Genomic DNA, 15,977 nt, shown 5'->3' with positions numbered 1-15,977 from the left:
TGCCGCCACCCCCGATTTGCCCGGCTTTGCAACAATGGATAGGTGACTGTTGCAGCAACTACTCCCGCCCCCAGGTTGGAACTCCCGCCCCTGAAGCTGGGTCCCATCACCGTGGACACTCCGGTGATCCTGGCACCCATGGCCGGCATCACCAACTCGGCTTTTCGTCGTCTGTGCCGGGAATACGGCGGCGGCATGTACGTAGCGGAGATGGTCACCTCACGCGCGCTGGTGGAGCGGACCCCCGAATCCCTCCGGATCATTTCGCACGACGACGACGAGAAAGTGCGTTCCGTCCAGCTGTACGGCGTGGACCCGGTGACGGTGGGCCAGGCGGTGCGGATGCTGGTGGAGGAAGACCGGGCGGACCACATCGACCTGAACTTTGGCTGCCCCGTTCCCAAGGTGACCCGGCGCGGCGGCGGCTCGGCCCTGCCCTGGAAGATTGACCTCTTCACTTCGATCGTGCAGACAGCCGTCAAGGAAGCCTCCAAGGGCAACGTCCCGCTGACCATCAAAATGCGCAAGGGCATCGACGACGACCACCTCACGTACCTCGACGCCGGCCGGATCGCGCGCGATTCCGGCGTTGCCGCCGTCGCCCTCCATGGCAGGACGGCAGCCCAGTTCTACTCCGGACAGGCCGACTGGTCAGCGATAGCACGCCTTCGCGAGGCGCTGCCCGACATTCCGGTGCTCGGCAACGGTGACATCTGGTCCGCCGAGGACGCGGTGAGGATGGTGCGCGAAACAGGTGTTGACGGCGTGGTGGTGGGCCGCGGCTGCCAGGGCCGGCCCTGGCTGTTCGGCGACCTGCAGGCCGCCTTCGAAGGCAGCGACACCCGCTTCCGCCCGAACCTGCGCCAAGTGGCCGAGGGGGTGTACCGCCATGCCGAACTGATGGTGGAAACCTTCGGTGACGAAGGCAAGGCCCTGCGCGAGATCCGCAAACACATCGCCTGGTACTTCAAGGGTTACGTGGTGGGCGGCGAACTGCGCACCCGGCTGGCGCTGGTGACCAGCCTTCAGGTGCTGCGCGACACCCTGGCCGAACTGGACCTCGACTCGCCCTACCCGGGAGGCGACGCCGAAGGTCCCCGCGGCCGCGCAGGTTCACCGAAAAAGCCGGCCTTGCCCAAGGACTGGCTGGAATCACGGGCGCTGAATGCGGACCAGTCGCGGGACATCTCGGCCGCGGAACTGGACGTATCCGGTGGCTGAGACCAGGACCAGCGCGCCGGTGCTGCCAGGCTACGACAGCCACGATTCCGCCCGCTGGGTGGAGGAACCGCCCAAAAGCGTTTACCGTTCGGACTTTGAGCGTGACCGCGCGCGGGTCCTGCATTCCTCCGCGCTCCGCAGGCTGGGCGCCAAGACACAGGTGGTGGCACCGGACACGGACGACTTCGTCCGGACGCGTCTCACCCACAGCCTGGAAGTGGCCCAAGTGGGCCGCGAGCTGGGCCGCGCCCTGGGCTGTGACCCGGACGTGGTGGACACTGCCTGCCTGAGCCATGACCTGGGCCACCCGCCTTTTGGCCACAACGGGGAATCGGCCTTGAACGAGGTGGCGCACGCGATCGGCGGCTTCGAAGGGAACGCCCAGACCCTCCGGCTGCTCACGCGCCTGGAACCCAAGGTGCTCACGGTGGACAACCAGCCGGCCGGGCTGAACCTGACCAGGGCGAGCCTTGACGCCGCAGCGAAGTACCCTTGGTCCGCGCTGGAGGCTCCGGTGATCCACGGGCAGCGCACCAGCAAGTTCGGCGCCTACGAGGACGACCTGCCCATTTTCAACTGGATCCGCGAAGGTGCCCCGGAGCGCCGGTCCTGCCTTGAGGCCCAGGTGATGGACCTTGCCGATGACATCTCCTATTCGGTGCACGACGTCGAGGACGCGATCGTCGCCGGACACTTCCAGCTCCGTTGGATGGATAACCCGGACCACCGCGCCCGTGTAGTGGGGTACGCCAAGCAGTGGTACCTGCCGCACAACGATCCCGCCGCCATCGACGCTGCCCTGGCACGGCTGGAGGCGACGGACGTGTGGGTGCGCGAAGCGGATGGAAGCCGCAAGTCCATGGCGGCCCTGAAGAACATGACCAGCCAGCTGATCGGCCGGTTCTGCCAGAGCGCATTGGAAACCACCCGTGCCGTTTACGGTCCGGAGAACCTCACCCGGTACAATTCCCAGCTCATGGTGCCGGACGAGACCGTTATGGAAATCGCCGTCATGAAGGGCCTGGCTACCACCTTCGTGATGACCACCGAACACCGCCAGCCCATCTACGAACGCCAGCGCGAGGTACTGCACGCCCTGGTCACGGCGCTGAGCGCCACCGGGGACCGGCACCTCGAGCCGATGTTTGCGGCTGACTGGCGGGACGCGCCCGACGACGGTGCACGCCTTCGCGTGGTGATCGACCAAGTGGCGTCACTCACTGACGGCTCGGCGCTGGCCATGTACGAACGGCTGGTGGGAAGCCTTCCGTCGCTGTGGTGAAGTACGCAACAGGGTGCGGGTCGGGGCCGTACCCCGGGGGGCTAGGATGGCTCTGTGCCTGGGCTGATCAAACGTGAAGATATCGACGAAGTACGCCAGCGCACCGACATCAAGGAAGTGGTTGACGGCTACGTCACACTCAAGGGCGCGGGGCTGGGCACCTTCAAGGGACTGTGCCCGTTCCATGACGAGCGGTCACCGTCGTTTACTGTCCGGCCCCAGGTAGGCCGCTACCACTGCTTCGGCTGCGGCGAGGACGGGGACGTTATTGCCTTCGTCCAGAAGCAGGACCACAGCTCCTTCCAGGAGGCCGTGGAGAAGCTGGCTTCCCGGATCGGATACGAGCTCCGGTACGAGGACGGCGGGACGGGTCCCAGCCGCGAAGAAGTGGGGCGGCGGCAGCGGCTGCTCGATGCCCACAAAATAGCCGACGAATTCTTCCAGTCGCAGCTGCTGACACCCGGTGCCGCGGAGGCCCGCACCTTCCTGCACGGCCGCGGGTTCGACCGTGCCGCTGCTGAACAGTTCGGCGTGGGTTATGCGCCGCAAGGCTGGGATGCGCTGCTCAAACACCTGCGCGGGCGGGGCTTCACCGATGCTGAGTTGAAACTCACGGGCATGTTCTCGGAGGGGAACCGGGGCATCTACGACCGGTTCCGTGGCCGTCTCATCTGGCCCATCCGGGACATTGCGGGGGACACGATCGGCTTCGGCGCCCGCAAGCTCTACGAGGACGACCAGGGCCCCAAATACCTGAACACCCCCGAGACCACCCTGTACAAGAAATCCCAGGTCCTGTATGGGATTGACCTCGCGAAGCGCAACATCGCCAAGGACCGGCAGCTGGTGGTGGTGGAGGGCTACACGGACGTTATGGCCTGCCACCTGGCGGGGATCCCGACGGCGGTGGCCACCTGCGGCACCGCGTTCGGCACCGAGCACATCAAGATTGCCCGCAGGCTGCTTTCGGATGACGGCACCGGGGGAGAGGTCATTTTCACCTTCGACGGCGACGCCGCCGGCCAGAAGGCAGCCCTGCGGGCCTTTGAAGAGGACCAGCGCTTCACAGCGCAGACGTTTGTGGCCGTGGAGCCTTCCGGAGCCGATCCATGCGACCTGCGCCAAAGCAAAGGCGACGAGGCAGTACACGCCCTGGTGCAGTCCCGGCGTCCGCTGTTTGAATTCGCCATCCGCACCACGCTGAAGCAGTTCAACCTGGACACCGTGGAAGGGCGGGTGCAGGGACTGAAGGCCTCGGTTCCGGTGGTCGCAGCCATCCGGGATGCTTCCACCCGTACCGGCTACTGCCAGGCATTGACGGGCTGGCTGGGAATGCCTGACCCGAACGAGGTGCTGCGCCTGGTGACGGCAGAAGTCAAGAACGCAGTGAAGCGCGGGGACCAGGGCGGGCCTCCCGCCCCCGGTCCCCGGACTCCCTCTGGCGCGGCCCAACCGGGCGGGCCCGGGGTAGCTGCCGGGCCGCCGTCGGGCGCTGTCCCGTCCTTCCACCGCCCGGACCCGCGTGATCCGGTGGCTTCCATGGAGCGGCAGGCGCTGGAGGTGGCGCTGCAGGAGCCGGCATTGCTGGGCGGCGGAATCTGGGAACGCTTCTCTGCTGCCCGTTTCGCCACCCCGGCCTTCCAGGCAGTCCATGACGCCATGCGTGCCACCGGCCCTGCCCTTACCGCTGATCCCGTGCGCTGGGTGGAGCACGTGATGCACGAGGTCCCGGAACCCCTGCGGCCACTGGTATCTGAGCTGGCCGTGGTGCCGTTGCCTGCCAGCACGGAGGAAGCAGTGCAGAAATACTGCCGGGACATCCTGTCGCGGCTTTTCGAGCTCCAGATCACCCGGGTGAAAGCAGAGAAGATGGGCCAGCTCCAACGGCTGGACCCGGGTGCGGATCCGGAAACGTACCAGCGCCTCAACCGGGAGCTCATGATGCTGGAAATGGAACGCCGTGCCCTGCGCTCTGATGCCTAGGCTGCGCCCTTGCACTGCACCTGCCAACCCCGATTTCGTTTCCAGCCGGGGTGTTTGCTAGGCTAATACCCGCTTCATTCCTCCTTAGCTCAATTGGCAGAGCATTCGACTGTTAATCGAAGGGTTGCTGGTTCAAGTCCAGCAGGAGGAGCGCACAATCCCCGTTCCGGGTCTGCCGGAACGGGGATTTTTTATGTCCTCGTAACCATAAATGTGCCGGCAAAAGCGCCGATTTCCCTAGGCCGGAATCCTTTGCTAATGTCATACCTGCTTCATTCCTCCTTAGCTCAATTGGCAGAGCATTCGACTGTTAATCGAAGGGTTGCTGGTTCAAGTCCAGCAGGAGGAGCCAAGAGAAAAATCCCCGTTCCTCCGTTGGAGGGACGGGGATTTTTTGCTTCCTAGACGAAGTCCATCTCCACCTGAAGGAACCGCTCTGCCTCAACGATGGCGGCAAGGAACGCCTCCTTTTCGGTGGGCGACATCCGCGGCTGTCGCGGGTTCCACTCATGGGGCGCGGAATGGACGCGGACAAAGCCCGTCCCGGGTGGCGCGTAGAAGATGCCGAAGCGCTGCACGGGCCACTCGGGGGAGGCTTCCGGCGCCACCAGCAGGGCGGCTTTGACGGCGGGGTTGTACCACTGGGCGATGGGCCGGCGGCGGTCCTCGGTGAAGAGTCCTGCCGCGTAGAGGGCTGCGGACTGCTCGCCGCTCTGGGCACACAACCGGTCCCACCACAGTGGCAGTATCCCGGTATCGCACCGTTGCCATGTGGCCGGAAGTGGCGGGTGATCCTGCCAGCGGGGCACGGTCAACATTTTATCCCGTGAGAGGCGCACAGCGGCAGACGTCGCAGCCGCAGCCTGGGCGCGCCGGGATTGCCTGGGGGAGCGCCGTGGGGGCCCGGGCGGGCTGAATCAGGGCCGGTTCCAGGGCCCGGGGTTGACGCGGTAAAGCAAAGCCGATCCCGCCACCATGCCCAGCACAATTCCCATCGCCGGGTTGCCCAGGGCACGGCCGGCGAAATAACCCGCGACGGCGCCCAGCACCGCCCCCAGGAAAAGTCCCCGGCGGTTCCGGTGCGGCTTGCGCCCTGCAGTGTTCTTCATGGCGTCAGTGGATCGACGGCACGGTGCGCGGCCGGACCACAATCCACAGGGCAGCGATGGCGAGCAGGATGCAGGCTCCCTGGACGGCGCCCATGGGAGCGGCGCTGGTGATGCCCAGCCAGCCAACCACTGGGGAAATGAGGCCCGCCATCATAAAAGTCGCGAAACCCAGCAGGGAGGCCGCGGTGCCTGCCTGGGCGGCATGGCTTGCCAGGGCGAGTACCTGAACGCAAGGGAACATAAAGCCCGTGCCCATGATGTAGAACCACAGCGGCACCAACACGCCCCAGAGCCCGAATCCCAGCTGGTCGAACACCACGATCAGCATGGCCATAACGAACATCCAGGCCGTGGCGCCCGCCACGATCCATTGCGGCGGTACCCGCCGGATGAGCCGCGAACTCGTCTGGATGCCTGCAACGATGCCCAGTGAATTGATGCCGAAGAGCAGGCCGTACTCCTGGGCGGAAAAACCGAAAACGTCCTGGAACAGGAAGGGTGATGCCGAAAGGTACGTGAACAGGCCGCCGAAATTCAGGCCGGCCACCATGAGCAACCCCACAAACACCCTGTCCGTGAAGAGAACCCGGTAGCGCTGGCGAGCCGTCAGCCCGCTCTGCTGGCGCTTCTCCGGCGGCAGCGTCTCGCGCACCAGGAACAGGGCGGCCACGATGACCAGAGTGCCGTACGCGGCGAGGAACACAAAGATCCCCGGCCACGGCATGACCAGCAGCAGCTGTGACCCTATGACGGGGGCAAGGATCGGTGCCAGCCCGCTGACCAGGGACATGCGGGAAAACATCTTGACCAAGGCATAGCCGGAAAACAGGTCCCGCACCATGGCCATGGCCACGACGCCGCCGCCGGCGGCACCCACGCCCATCAGGACGCGGAAAATGCCCAGGGTGGTGATGTCCGTGGACAGGGCGGCGCCGAGCGACGCTGCAATGTGGAGGGCGGTGGCCAGGATCAGCGGGGTCCTGCGGCCAAACCTGTCGCTGAACGGGCCCACCACCAACTGGCCGATTGCAAAGCCCACGGTAGTCCCGGCCAGGGTCAGCTGGACCTGGGCCTCGGTCACGCCCAGGCTCGCTTCCAGCGCGGGGAAGGCGGGAAGGTAGAGGTCGATGGTGAACGGACCCAAGGCCGTCAGGGCGCCAAGAAGGAGGATGTACAGAAGTTTCCGTCGGCGGCTCAACAGATCGCCCGGATTGCTGGGGGTGGTCACGGAAATCAATCCTAGGCCCGGGCCACGCAGGAATTCTGCAGCGTTGTAGGCCGCGCCGTCCGGCAAGCCCCGGGGTCCGCGCTTAACCTGAATGATAGTTTTGGTGCCGGGGACTGTGCAGCTGCACTTTCCCGCAGCACATGGAAGCCGAATCGACCATGAAACAGTAAGGCGGAACCGATGAGCGGACGTCACAGCGGGCGGACCAGCCAGGGATTGCGCATCGCTGCGCTGCCCAGGACGCTTCAACTCCTTTTCCGGTTGGCGCCCCGCCAGCTGAACGACGAAGTCGCTTTCGCGAAGATGGAGCTCAAGCGCAAGGGCATCCAGGTCGGAGTTGCCGCAGCTTTCCTCGCCGTGGCCCTGGTCTTCCTCCTCTTCCTGGTGGTGGGACTGATCGTTGCAGCCATCATGGGTCTCGCCACCATCATGCCCGCGTGGCTGGCCGCGCTCCTGGTCTCCGCAGCGTTCCTGCTGATAGCACTCATCGGCGGCCTGATCGGGATGCGCAAGTTCAAGAAGGCCATGCCCCTGCTGCCCGAGGAAACCATCCGCGGCATCAAGCACGACATCGGCATCGCCAAGGAGGGTTCCGCCTTCAATCCCGCGATCCTCGATCCGCAGAGCCCCGAAGCCAAAGCTGCCAAGGCTGCCAAGGACGAGGCCGCTGCCAAGGCCAAGGCCGAGAAGGCGGCAAAAGCAGCGGAGCATGACAAGGAATACCCTCACGCTTCCGAACCAGAAGTGGCCCGCCGCCTGAACCAGCGCCGCCACCACCTCACCGAGGTCCGTGACGACCTCGGCGAAGAGCTGGACGTCAAAACCCAGGCGCAGTTCCTGCTGGCTGCCGCCCAGGGCAAGCTCCGCCAGGGCCAGGTTCTCGCCGGGCGGGGCAAGGACCTTGCCGGGCACCGGCTGGCAGCACTGTCGGAGTCCGCAGGCGGCCTTGGCAACCGGTGGAAACCACTGGCTGCCCTCGCGGCTGCCGGTACCGTGTTCGTAGTCCTGGTCCGAAAGCTCCTTCGGACCTACTAGCAGCCGCCTTTCGACGGCGGTGTCAGCGGGCAGCGCACCGCCGGCCGCAGGCAGAAATCATGAGTCCGCGCCCGGAAGGCAGCGGGAAGGAAAGGGGGACGGCGTGAAGTTCATCGGTGCCGGCTCCCGTCCCGGACGCCCCCAGGTGGATCACGACCGTGTATTTACCATCCCCAACCTGCTGACTGTGGTGCGGTTCATGGGGGTGCCGCTCTTTGTCTGGCTGGTCCTGGCCCAAAAGGAATACGGCGCCGGAGTAGTGGTCCTCGCCGTGATGGCAAGCACCGACTGGATTGATGGCTACGTCGCGCGGCGCTTCGACCAGGCCTCCAAGCTCGGCAGGGTCCTCGATCCTATTGCCGACCGGCTGGCGCTGATTGCCGTCGCCGTCACCCTGGTGATTGCCGGCGTCGTGCACTGGCTGTATTTGGCCGCGCTGGTGATCCCGGACGCCGTGCTGCTGGTCCTCACGTTGTCCTTCTTCGGCGGCCACCCGGACCTTCCGGTCAGCGTAGTGGGCAAGGTGCGCACCGGCCTCCTGCTCCTGGGCACGCCGATGCTGGTCCTGTCCCGGCTGGACACGTCGTTCTCGGGTGAGCTGTTCATCGCTGCGTGGATAGTGCTGGGCCTTGGCCTGATCGGCCACTGGATTGCCGCCTACAACTACTTCTGGGCCATCCTGCGCAAAGGCAGGATGCAGCAGCATCACGACGGCGGGACCGCCTGATGGTGTGGGTGGCCGTTGTGCTCGCGCTGCTCGGAGCCTTCTGCCTTGCCCTTGGAGCCCAGCGCCAGGGAAGTGCCGTCAAGGCCGACACCGGAGGCCTGGCCCTCAGCTCGAACGGCTTCCTCCGCCTCCTGCGGAACCCGCGCTGGGTCTTCGGCCTGCTGCTGCTGTGCGCGGGGATGGCCATGAACGCAGTGGCCCTCGTGTCCGCCCCGCTCACCGTTGTCCAGCCCATCGGCGCCATCGCGCTCGTCATCACCACCGTCATCAATGCCAAGGACCAGGACCTCACCATCAACCGGGCAACGGTGGTGGCCATCGCCGCCTGTGTAACCGGCTCTGCGCTCTTTGTCCTCCTGGCCGTCAATGTGACGCAGGAAAACCACCATGTAAGCCTCGAGGCCGAACTCACCATTGTGCTGCTGCTCGCCCTCGCCGTTGGACTCTTCGGCACGCTGGCCGTGATGTTCAAGCACCGGATCAACGCTTTTGTCTACATCCTGGGCGCCGGCGTCCTCTTCGGATTCGTGGCAGTCCTCACCCGGATCATTGGCAAGCACCTGCTTGATCCGAACGGGCTGTTCCTGCTGAACGTGCAGTGGTACTCGGTGCTGGCGCTCATTGCTGCCGGAGGACTGGGCTCGTGGTTTGTCCAAAACGCCTACTCGGCCGGGCCGCCGGACCTGGTGATCGCAGGACTCACAGTGATCGATCCCCTGGTGGGGATTGCCATCGGAATTGTCATCCTCGGTGAACTCCGCCCCGATGTCCACGCCGTCATGGCCATTGCCATGGGAACCGCGGCATCCCTTGCTATCGTGGGAGTCATAGCCCTTTCCCGGCACCATCCCGAGGTCACCAAGCGCAAAAAAGACGCTCGGAAGGCCGCGGGCAGACCGTCCCACTAGTCCCTTCCACCAGCAAATACACGAGGCCCCGGCGCCATGCAGCGGCCAACCGTGCTGTCAGTGCCAGCTGTCCGCACCGTGACCATCAGGAGCACTCCACGTGACCACGCCCGCAGACCAGCAACCCCTGACCATCCTGATCGCCGCGGACACCTACCCGCCGCACATCAACGGCGCCGCCCAGTTCGGTTACCGCCTGGCCAAGGGAATGACAGGCCGGGGCCACAACGTGCACGTGCTCGCCTGCCGTGCGGACAACGGGAAGAGCTTCACCGAGTTCCGGTCAGAAGCCACCGTGCACCGCCTCCGGTCGCACGCCGCCCCCACCCATGAGTACTTCCGCATCTGCTTCCCGTGGGAAATCAAGAAGGAGATCAGCCTCCTTTTTGACCGCGTCAAGCCCGACGTCGTCCACATCCAAAGCCACTACATGATTGGCGAGCACGTCCTCTATGAGGCCGACAAGCGTGGCATCCGGATCGTCGCCACGAACCACTTCATGCCGGAGAACCTTAACCCTTTCCTGCCGTTCCCGCAGTGGTTCAAGAACATCATCGGAAAGATCTCCTGGAAGGACATGGGCAAGGTCATGGGTCGGGCCGACGTGGTCACCACACCCACCCCGCTGGCGGCCAAGGCCATGCACCAGCACGCCTTCCTCCGCAAGGTCCTTCCGCTTTCCAACGGCATCGATTCGGCGGCCTACGAACTCCAGCCGGGCGAACACATCGAACCGCACCCGCACCCCACCGTGGTGTTTGCCGGCCGTCTCGCCGAGGAAAAGCACGTGGACGTGCTGATCCAGGCCATCAGCAAGACACCCCCTGAGCTGAACGTGCACCTTGAAATCGTGGGTGGCGGTGAGGTCCGTTCCTCCCTGGAAAACCTCGTCCAGCGTCTCGGGCTGGGGGACAGGGTGAAATTCCTGGGCCTGGTCAGCGACGAGGACCTGCGGAAGACATACATCAAGGCCGACCTCTTCTGCATGCCAGGGACTGCGGAGCTGCAGTCCCTGGTAACCCTGGAGGCGATGTCTGCCTCGACGCCGGTGGTGCTGGCGGACGCCATGGCCTTGCCGCACCTGGTGCGCGACGGCGAGAACGGGTACCTGTTCACCCCGAACGACAGCGATGACCTTGCCAAGAAGATCACCATGATCCTTGAGCTGCCCGCCGACCAGCGCGCCGCCATGGGCCAGCTCAGCCGGCAGATGGTGGAACCGCACAGCATTGAGGGGACCCTGCAGACCTTCGAAGACCTGTATCGCGGCGCACGCTTCGAGGACAAGGTGGTCTGAGCGCTTTCCGGGGTTTGCTAGAGTAATTTTGCCCTGCAGGCACATCCCTTATACGGACCAGCCAGGGCATAGGGGGCTATAGCTCAGCTGGTTAGAGCGCGGGACTCATAATCCTAAGGTCCTCGGTTCAAGTCCGAGTAGCCCTACCAATAACGCGGAAACCGCGGCCGGCATATCTGCCGGCCGCGGTTTTCTTCCTTAAGCTTCCGATCTGCGGTATGTTACTGAGCAGTAACTTACGGTGCTCCTTCCCGGAGAGTCCCGATCACCGCTGATCATCTGCGAGGTAACCATGTCCACTTCTGCTGCCGACCTCAACAACCTTCCCTACGCGGATGGCGACTTCTATTCGTTCGAGCAGCTGCTCAGCGCAAAGGAGCGGGACAGGCTTGCCGAGGTCAGAGATTTTTTGGCCCGCGAGGTGCGTCCCATTGCTGTTGACTTCTGGAACCGTGGTGAATTTCCCATGGACCTGATTCCGAAGCTCGCCGATATCGACCTGGTCAGCCCGGTCCGCAGGCAGGGCCACTCCAACCTCTTCGCGGGCCTGATGCACGCCGAGGTCACGCGCGCCGATGCGTCCATCTCCACCTTTATGGGCGTCCATGATGGCCTCTTCACCGGTTCCATCGAGGCGCTGGCCTCCCAGGAACAAAAAGACGCGTGGCTGCCGGACATCTACTCACTCAGGAAAATCGGAGCGTTCGGCCTGACGGAGCCCTTGGGCGGCTCCGACGTGGCCGGCGGAACGCGTACTACCGCGCGCCGCGAGGGCGGCTCGTGGATCCTGAACGGTGCCAAGCGCTGGATTGGAAACGCCACCTTCTCCGACTGGGTGGTCATCTACGCCCGGGACCTTGAGGACAACAAGGTCAAGGGATTCCTCGTGGACACCACGCTGGAGGGTTTCAGTGCGGAGAAGATCGAGAATAAAATCGCCCTCCGGACCGTGCAGAACGCCGATATTACCCTGGACAACGTAGTGGTTCCGGACTTCTGCAAGCTTGCCCATGCCAACAGCTTCCGGGACGTCAACAAGGTCCTGAAAGTCACGCGCCTCGGTGTCGCCTGGCAGGCCGTGGGCCAGCAGCTGGCCGCCTTCGACGTGGCCCGGCGGTACGTGGTGGAGCGCCACCAGTTCGGGCGGCCGCTGGCCTCCTTCCAGCTGGTCCAAAGCCAGCTGGTCCAGATCCTGGGCAATGCCGTCAGTTCCATGGGCATGATGGTGCGGTTGTCCCAGCTGGAGGACGCCGGCGCGGCGAAGGACGAGCAGTCCGCCCTGGCGAAGGCCTTCACCACTGCAAGGATGCGTGAAAGCGTGGCAATCGGCCGGAACCTCCTGGGCGGCAACGGCATCGTAACCGACTTCGAAATGGCCAAGATCTTCGCTGACGCCGAAGCGATCTACTCCTATGAGGGGACGCACGAAATCAACACCCTCGTGACGGGCCGGGCCGTTACCGGCATCTCCGCCATCGTCTGACCTGTTTCCGTCCGGGTCCGGCCTGCCGGGTACCGGCCGCTACGGCAGCCCTTCCAGCGGCAGCAGGATGGATGGGCGCAGGTCCATCACAAACTGCAGCGGATTCACGTAGTCCTCACCGCGCCGGACGCCCCAGTGGACGCACGAAGCGGCAGGGCAATGGCCGGGAAGAGCTATTCCTATCGCCTGGCCCGCGCCCACCGGACTGCCGGCCGCCAGGCTGCTCTCTACAGGTTCAAAGCTGCTGCGGAGGCCGTTGCCGTGGTCGATGGTGATCACCGGGCGGTCCACTACGACTCCCACGAAGCTCACCGTGCCCGCGGCCGGTGAGGCGACCTGAACGCCGTCGGACGCTGCTGCCAGGTCCACGCCCCGGTGGCCGCTGAGCCACGGCTTGGGCGGCGGGTCAAAGTCCCGCAGGACGGGCGGGCGCGGGGAGAGGGGCCACTGCCAGGAGGGTGCCGGCTCCGTGGCCCTGGCCACCGGACCGAAGGCCAGCATCTCGCCGGTGGGTGCAAGTGAAGCGGGCAGCAGGAGCAGGGCTGCAAGCAGTACCGGTGGTTTCATCTGCCCAGCCTGCCCCGCGACGTTCAGGGCCGGCAGGGGCAGGTTGGCCTATGTGGATAAGGCTCCTCGGAGACGCCGCTGCTGTCTTCCGGGTGCGGGTGCCTGTAGTACACTTGATGGAGCAGTTTGCTGCGCCCTCAACGCTTTCCGTCCGGCGGCTATCCCAACGGTTTTTCCAGCGGTATACGCCCCTGTCCGGGTTTGCGTCGGCACGTCTCATTCAGGAGTGTGGGGGAGCGGCAGCTGACTACGCGCATCCAGCCCTCAATGGAGGATCATGCTTCTTGCGGTCAGCACCCTTGGTGCTGATGAGAAGCGCGAGGGATGCCAGGAGCAGGGCCCGCCCGGGCCACGCTAATAAACCGTCAACTATTGGCAGGGTAAGAAGCCTTGGGGCTTTCTCATGAATGACCTGCCGGAAGGAGCGTCGGCATGCCCGTCGTAACTATGCGCCAGCTGCTTGACAGCGGCGTCCACTTTGGACACCAGACCCGCCGTTGGAACCCGAAGATGAAGCGCTTCATCTTCACGGAGCGCAACGGCATCTACATCATCGACCTTCAGCAGTCGCTGTCCTACATCGACCGTGCATACGAGTTCGTGAAGGCCACCGTTGCACACGGCGGCACCGTCCTCTTCGTCGGCACCAAGAAGCAGGCCCAGGAAGCAATTGCCGAGCAGGCAACCCGCGTTGGCCAGCCGTACGTGAACCAGCGTTGGCTCGGCGGTATGCTGACCAACTTCCAGACGGTTGCCAAGCGCATCCAGCGCATGAAGGAACTCGAAGAGATCGACTTCGACGACGTCGCCGGCTCCGCGTACACCAAGAAGGAGCTCCTGCTCCTCAAGCGTGAACTCACCAAGCTCGAGTCCAACCTCGGCGGTATCCGCAACCTCACCAAGGCACCCTCCGTGCTCTGGATCGTGGACACCAAGAAGGAGCACCTCGCCGTTGACGAGGCCAAGAAGCTGAACATCCCGGTTGTGGCCATCCTGGACACCAACTGCGATCCGGACGAGGTCGACTTCCCGATCCCGGGCAACGACGACGCCATCCGCTCCGTGAACCTCCTGACCCGCGTTGTTGCCGACGCCGTTGCCGAAGGCCTCATCGCCCGCAACAACCGCGCCACCGGCACCACCGAAGCTCCGGAAGAGCCGCTGGCCGAGTGGGAGCGCGAACTCCTCGAGGGCAGCAAGGCTGAGGAAGCTGCTGCTGCTCCCGCCGAGGAAGCTGAAGCTCCGGCCGCTGCCGAGGCAGCTGCTCCAGCAGAAGACGCTGCTGCTCCGGCTGAAGACGCCAAGTAACACCAGTAAATCCGGATTCTCCGGTGCCGCCTGCGGTGCCGGAGCTGCTGACAGGATGGCGGCCCACCACATGGGCTGCCGTCCTGTCAGTCCGTACACCACAACACATTTCTAGACAGAGGGGTTCACATGGCGAACTACACTGCCGCGGACATCAAGGCCCTGCGCGAGCGCACCGGCGCCGGCATGATGGACGTCAAGAAGGCTCTTGACGAAGCCAACGGTGACGCCGAGAAGGCCATCGAAATCATCCGCATCAAGGGCCTCAAGGGCGCTACCAAGCGCGAGGGCCGCTCCACCGCTGAAGGCCTGGTGGCCGCAAAGGTCAGCAACGGCGTCGGCGTCATGATCGAGGTCAACTGCGAGACCGACTTCGTAGCCAAGGCTGACAAGTTCATCCAGCTGGCCGACAAGGTCCTGGCCGTCGCCGTTGAGTCCGGTGCAGCCGACCTGGAGACCCTGCTCGCCACCGAAGTTGACGGCAAGCCGCTCTCCGAGGTCGTCGTCGAAGAAGGCGCTGTCCTGGGCGAAAAGGTTGTTGTCCGCCGTATTTCCCGCGTCGAGGGTGCAACGGTTGACGCTTACCTGCACAAGACCTCCAAGGACCTCCCGGCCCAGGTTGGCGTGCTGTTCGCTGTCGACGGTGAAGGCGAAACCGCTGCCACCGCCGCCCACGATGTCGCAGTCCACATTGCTGCCATGGCCCCGAACTACCTGACCCGCGATGACGTTCCGTCCGAGCTGGTTGAGTCCGAGCGCCGCATCGCCGAAGAGACCGCCAAAGCCGAGGGCAAGCCCGAAGCCGCACTCACCAAGATCGTGGAAGGCCGCGTGACCGGCTTCTACAAGGGTGAGGTCCTGGTTGACCAGGCATTCGCGAAGGACGCCAAGAAGTCCGTGGCGCAGGTCCTCGAAGAGGCCGGTGTCAAGGGAACCGCGTTCACGCGTTTCCGCGTCGGCTCCTAGTCGAAACAGCAAGGGGGTGGCCACTTCGGTGGCCGCCCCTTTTGCATGCACCGGGCCGGTACCGACCATTGGCCCCAGCAGGATAACCTTTTTTGAGACTCACAACGGGAAGGCATCATGGAAGCCGTCAACAGTGTAATCCAGCCAGAGAAAAGCCGACGCCGGGTCCTCCTGAAGCTCTCCGGCGAGGTCTTCGGCGGCGGGAAGCTTGGCGTTGACCCGGAGACAGTCCGCGACGTTGCCAAGCAGATCGCGGCGGCCGTTCCCCAGGTGGAAGTGGCGATCGTGGTTGGCGGCGGCAACTTCTTCCGCGGCGCAGAACTTTCCCAGAGCGGCATGGACCGCTCAAGGGCGGACTACATGGGCATGCTCGGAACGGTGATGAACTGCCTCGCCCTGCAGGACTTCCTGGAGCAGGCCGGCGTCGAGACCCGCGTCCAGAGCGCCATCACCATGGGGCAGGTAGCCGAAGCGTACATTCCCCGCCGTGCCATCCGGCACATGGAAAAGGGCCGTGTGGTCATCTTCGGCGCGGGCGCCGGCCTGCCGTACTTCTCTACCGATACCGTCGCCGCCCAGCGTGCCCTCGAAGTCCATGCCGACGTCGTCCTGATGGCGAAGAGCGGAGTGGACGCTGTCTACACCGCGGACCCGAAGAAGGACCCCTCAGCCGAACGGCTCGAGACCCTCAGCTATGACGACGCCCTCCGCCGCGACATCCGCGTGATGGACCAGACGGCGATGACCATGTGCAAGGACAACAATCTCTCGATGGTGGTCTTCGGCATGGAGGGCGAGGGCAACGTCACCCGGGCCATCCTCGGCGAGAAGCTGGGCACGCTGGTCACTGCCTAGCTACGGCT

Annotated in this window: 15 protein-coding genes and 3 tRNA genes; 14 read left to right on the top strand and 4 right to left on the bottom strand. The window is 64.7% G+C overall.

Features of this window, described 5'->3' with window-relative positions; all coding sequences use genetic code 11:
• The first annotated feature begins 42 nt into the window (after positions 1 to 42).
• From dusB to M1D32_RS12930, 5 genes are all read left to right on the top strand, one after another.
• Positions 43 to 1,221 carry a tRNA dihydrouridine synthase DusB gene (dusB, locus tag M1D32_RS12950; RefSeq protein ID WP_458779055.1) on the top strand — a complete coding sequence of 393 codons (1,179 nt, stop codon included), beginning with the start codon at positions 43 to 45 and terminating at the stop codon, positions 1,219 to 1,221.
• On the top strand, positions 1,214 to 2,503 hold the full coding sequence (locus M1D32_RS12945) for a deoxyguanosinetriphosphate triphosphohydrolase (RefSeq protein ID WP_458779054.1): 1,290 nt from the start codon (positions 1,214 to 1,216) through the stop codon (positions 2,501 to 2,503). The genes dusB and M1D32_RS12945 overlap by 8 nt, the downstream gene beginning before the upstream one ends.
• 54 nt (positions 2,504 to 2,557) lie before the next feature.
• Complete coding sequence (dnaG, locus tag M1D32_RS12940) at positions 2,558 to 4,486, top strand: DNA primase (RefSeq protein ID WP_458779053.1); 1,929 nt, start codon at positions 2,558 to 2,560, stop codon at positions 4,484 to 4,486.
• Between the two features lie 78 nt (positions 4,487 to 4,564).
• Positions 4,565 to 4,637 (top strand) — tRNA-Asn (locus M1D32_RS12935).
• 125 nt (positions 4,638 to 4,762) lie between these two features.
• A tRNA-Asn gene (locus M1D32_RS12930) sits at positions 4,763 to 4,838 on the top strand.
• Between the two features lie 49 nt (positions 4,839 to 4,887).
• On the opposite strand, the gene M1D32_RS12925 is transcribed toward M1D32_RS12930, so the two are convergent.
• From M1D32_RS12925 to M1D32_RS12915, 3 genes are all read right to left on the bottom strand, one after another.
• Positions 4,888 to 5,295, bottom strand: a complete 408-nt coding sequence (locus M1D32_RS12925; RefSeq protein ID WP_458779052.1) for a hypothetical protein — start codon at positions 5,293 to 5,295, stop codon at positions 4,888 to 4,890.
• A gap of 108 nt (positions 5,296 to 5,403) precedes the next feature.
• The gene (locus M1D32_RS12920; RefSeq protein WP_458779051.1) at positions 5,404 to 5,595 is read right to left on the bottom strand and encodes a hypothetical protein; all 192 of its coding nucleotides are present in this window, start codon (positions 5,593 to 5,595) and stop codon (positions 5,404 to 5,406) included.
• Positions 5,596 to 5,599: 4 nt separating this feature from the next.
• Positions 5,600 to 6,823 carry a multidrug effflux MFS transporter gene (locus M1D32_RS12915; RefSeq protein WP_458779050.1) on the bottom strand — a complete coding sequence of 408 codons (1,224 nt, stop codon included), beginning with the start codon at positions 6,821 to 6,823 and terminating at the stop codon, positions 5,600 to 5,602.
• A 180-nt stretch (positions 6,824 to 7,003) separates the two neighbouring features.
• On the opposite strand from M1D32_RS12915, the gene M1D32_RS12910 reads away from it, so the two are divergent.
• From M1D32_RS12910 to M1D32_RS12885, 6 genes are all read left to right on the top strand, one after another.
• The gene (locus M1D32_RS12910; protein WP_458779049.1) at positions 7,004 to 7,858 is read left to right on the top strand and encodes a phage holin family protein; all 855 of its coding nucleotides are present in this window, start codon (positions 7,004 to 7,006) and stop codon (positions 7,856 to 7,858) included.
• A 103-nt stretch (positions 7,859 to 7,961) separates the two neighbouring features.
• The gene (locus tag M1D32_RS12905; RefSeq protein WP_458779048.1) at positions 7,962 to 8,585 is read left to right on the top strand and encodes a CDP-alcohol phosphatidyltransferase family protein; all 624 of its coding nucleotides are present in this window, start codon (positions 7,962 to 7,964) and stop codon (positions 8,583 to 8,585) included.
• Entirely contained in the window at positions 8,585 to 9,493 is a 909-nt protein-coding gene (locus M1D32_RS12900) for a DMT family transporter (protein ID WP_458779047.1), read from the top strand. The genes M1D32_RS12905 and M1D32_RS12900 overlap by 1 nt, the downstream gene beginning before the upstream one ends.
• 100 nt (positions 9,494 to 9,593) lie before the next feature.
• A complete protein-coding gene (locus M1D32_RS12895; RefSeq protein ID WP_458779046.1) occupies positions 9,594 to 10,790 on the top strand; it encodes a glycosyltransferase in 1,197 nt (398 codons plus the stop codon).
• Positions 10,791 to 10,862: 72 nt separating this feature from the next.
• A tRNA-Ile gene (locus tag M1D32_RS12890) sits at positions 10,863 to 10,939 on the top strand.
• Positions 10,940 to 11,082: 143 nt separating this feature from the next.
• On the top strand, positions 11,083 to 12,273 hold the full coding sequence (locus M1D32_RS12885; RefSeq protein WP_458779045.1) for an acyl-CoA dehydrogenase family protein: 1,191 nt from the start codon (positions 11,083 to 11,085) through the stop codon (positions 12,271 to 12,273).
• A 39-nt stretch (positions 12,274 to 12,312) separates the two neighbouring features.
• Here M1D32_RS12885 and M1D32_RS12880 read toward each other — a convergent pair whose 3' ends face one another.
• On the bottom strand, positions 12,313 to 12,840 hold the full coding sequence (locus M1D32_RS12880) for a M23 family metallopeptidase (RefSeq protein ID WP_458779044.1): 528 nt from the start codon (positions 12,838 to 12,840) through the stop codon (positions 12,313 to 12,315).
• A gap of 432 nt (positions 12,841 to 13,272) precedes the next feature.
• Between M1D32_RS12880 and rpsB the strand changes: the two genes are divergently transcribed.
• The 3 genes from rpsB to pyrH all read left to right on the top strand — a co-directional run bounded on the left by rpsB (position 13,273) and on the right by pyrH (position 15,969).
• Positions 13,273 to 14,148, top strand: coding sequence for a 30S ribosomal protein S2 (gene rpsB, locus M1D32_RS12875; protein ID WP_458779043.1), 876 nt, complete (start codon positions 13,273 to 13,275; stop codon positions 14,146 to 14,148).
• A 129-nt stretch (positions 14,149 to 14,277) separates the two neighbouring features.
• A complete protein-coding gene (tsf, locus tag M1D32_RS12870) occupies positions 14,278 to 15,114 on the top strand; it encodes a translation elongation factor Ts (RefSeq protein ID WP_163164406.1) in 837 nt (278 codons plus the stop codon).
• A gap of 117 nt (positions 15,115 to 15,231) precedes the next feature.
• Positions 15,232 to 15,969, top strand: coding sequence for a UMP kinase (gene pyrH, locus M1D32_RS12865; RefSeq protein ID WP_458779042.1), 738 nt, complete (start codon positions 15,232 to 15,234; stop codon positions 15,967 to 15,969).
• Positions 15,970 to 15,977: the final 8 nt, after the last annotated feature.

It is taken from the genome of Arthrobacter sp. D3-16 (assembly GCF_054408515.1).
This window is presented reverse-complemented; position numbering and strand designations above follow the sequence as displayed.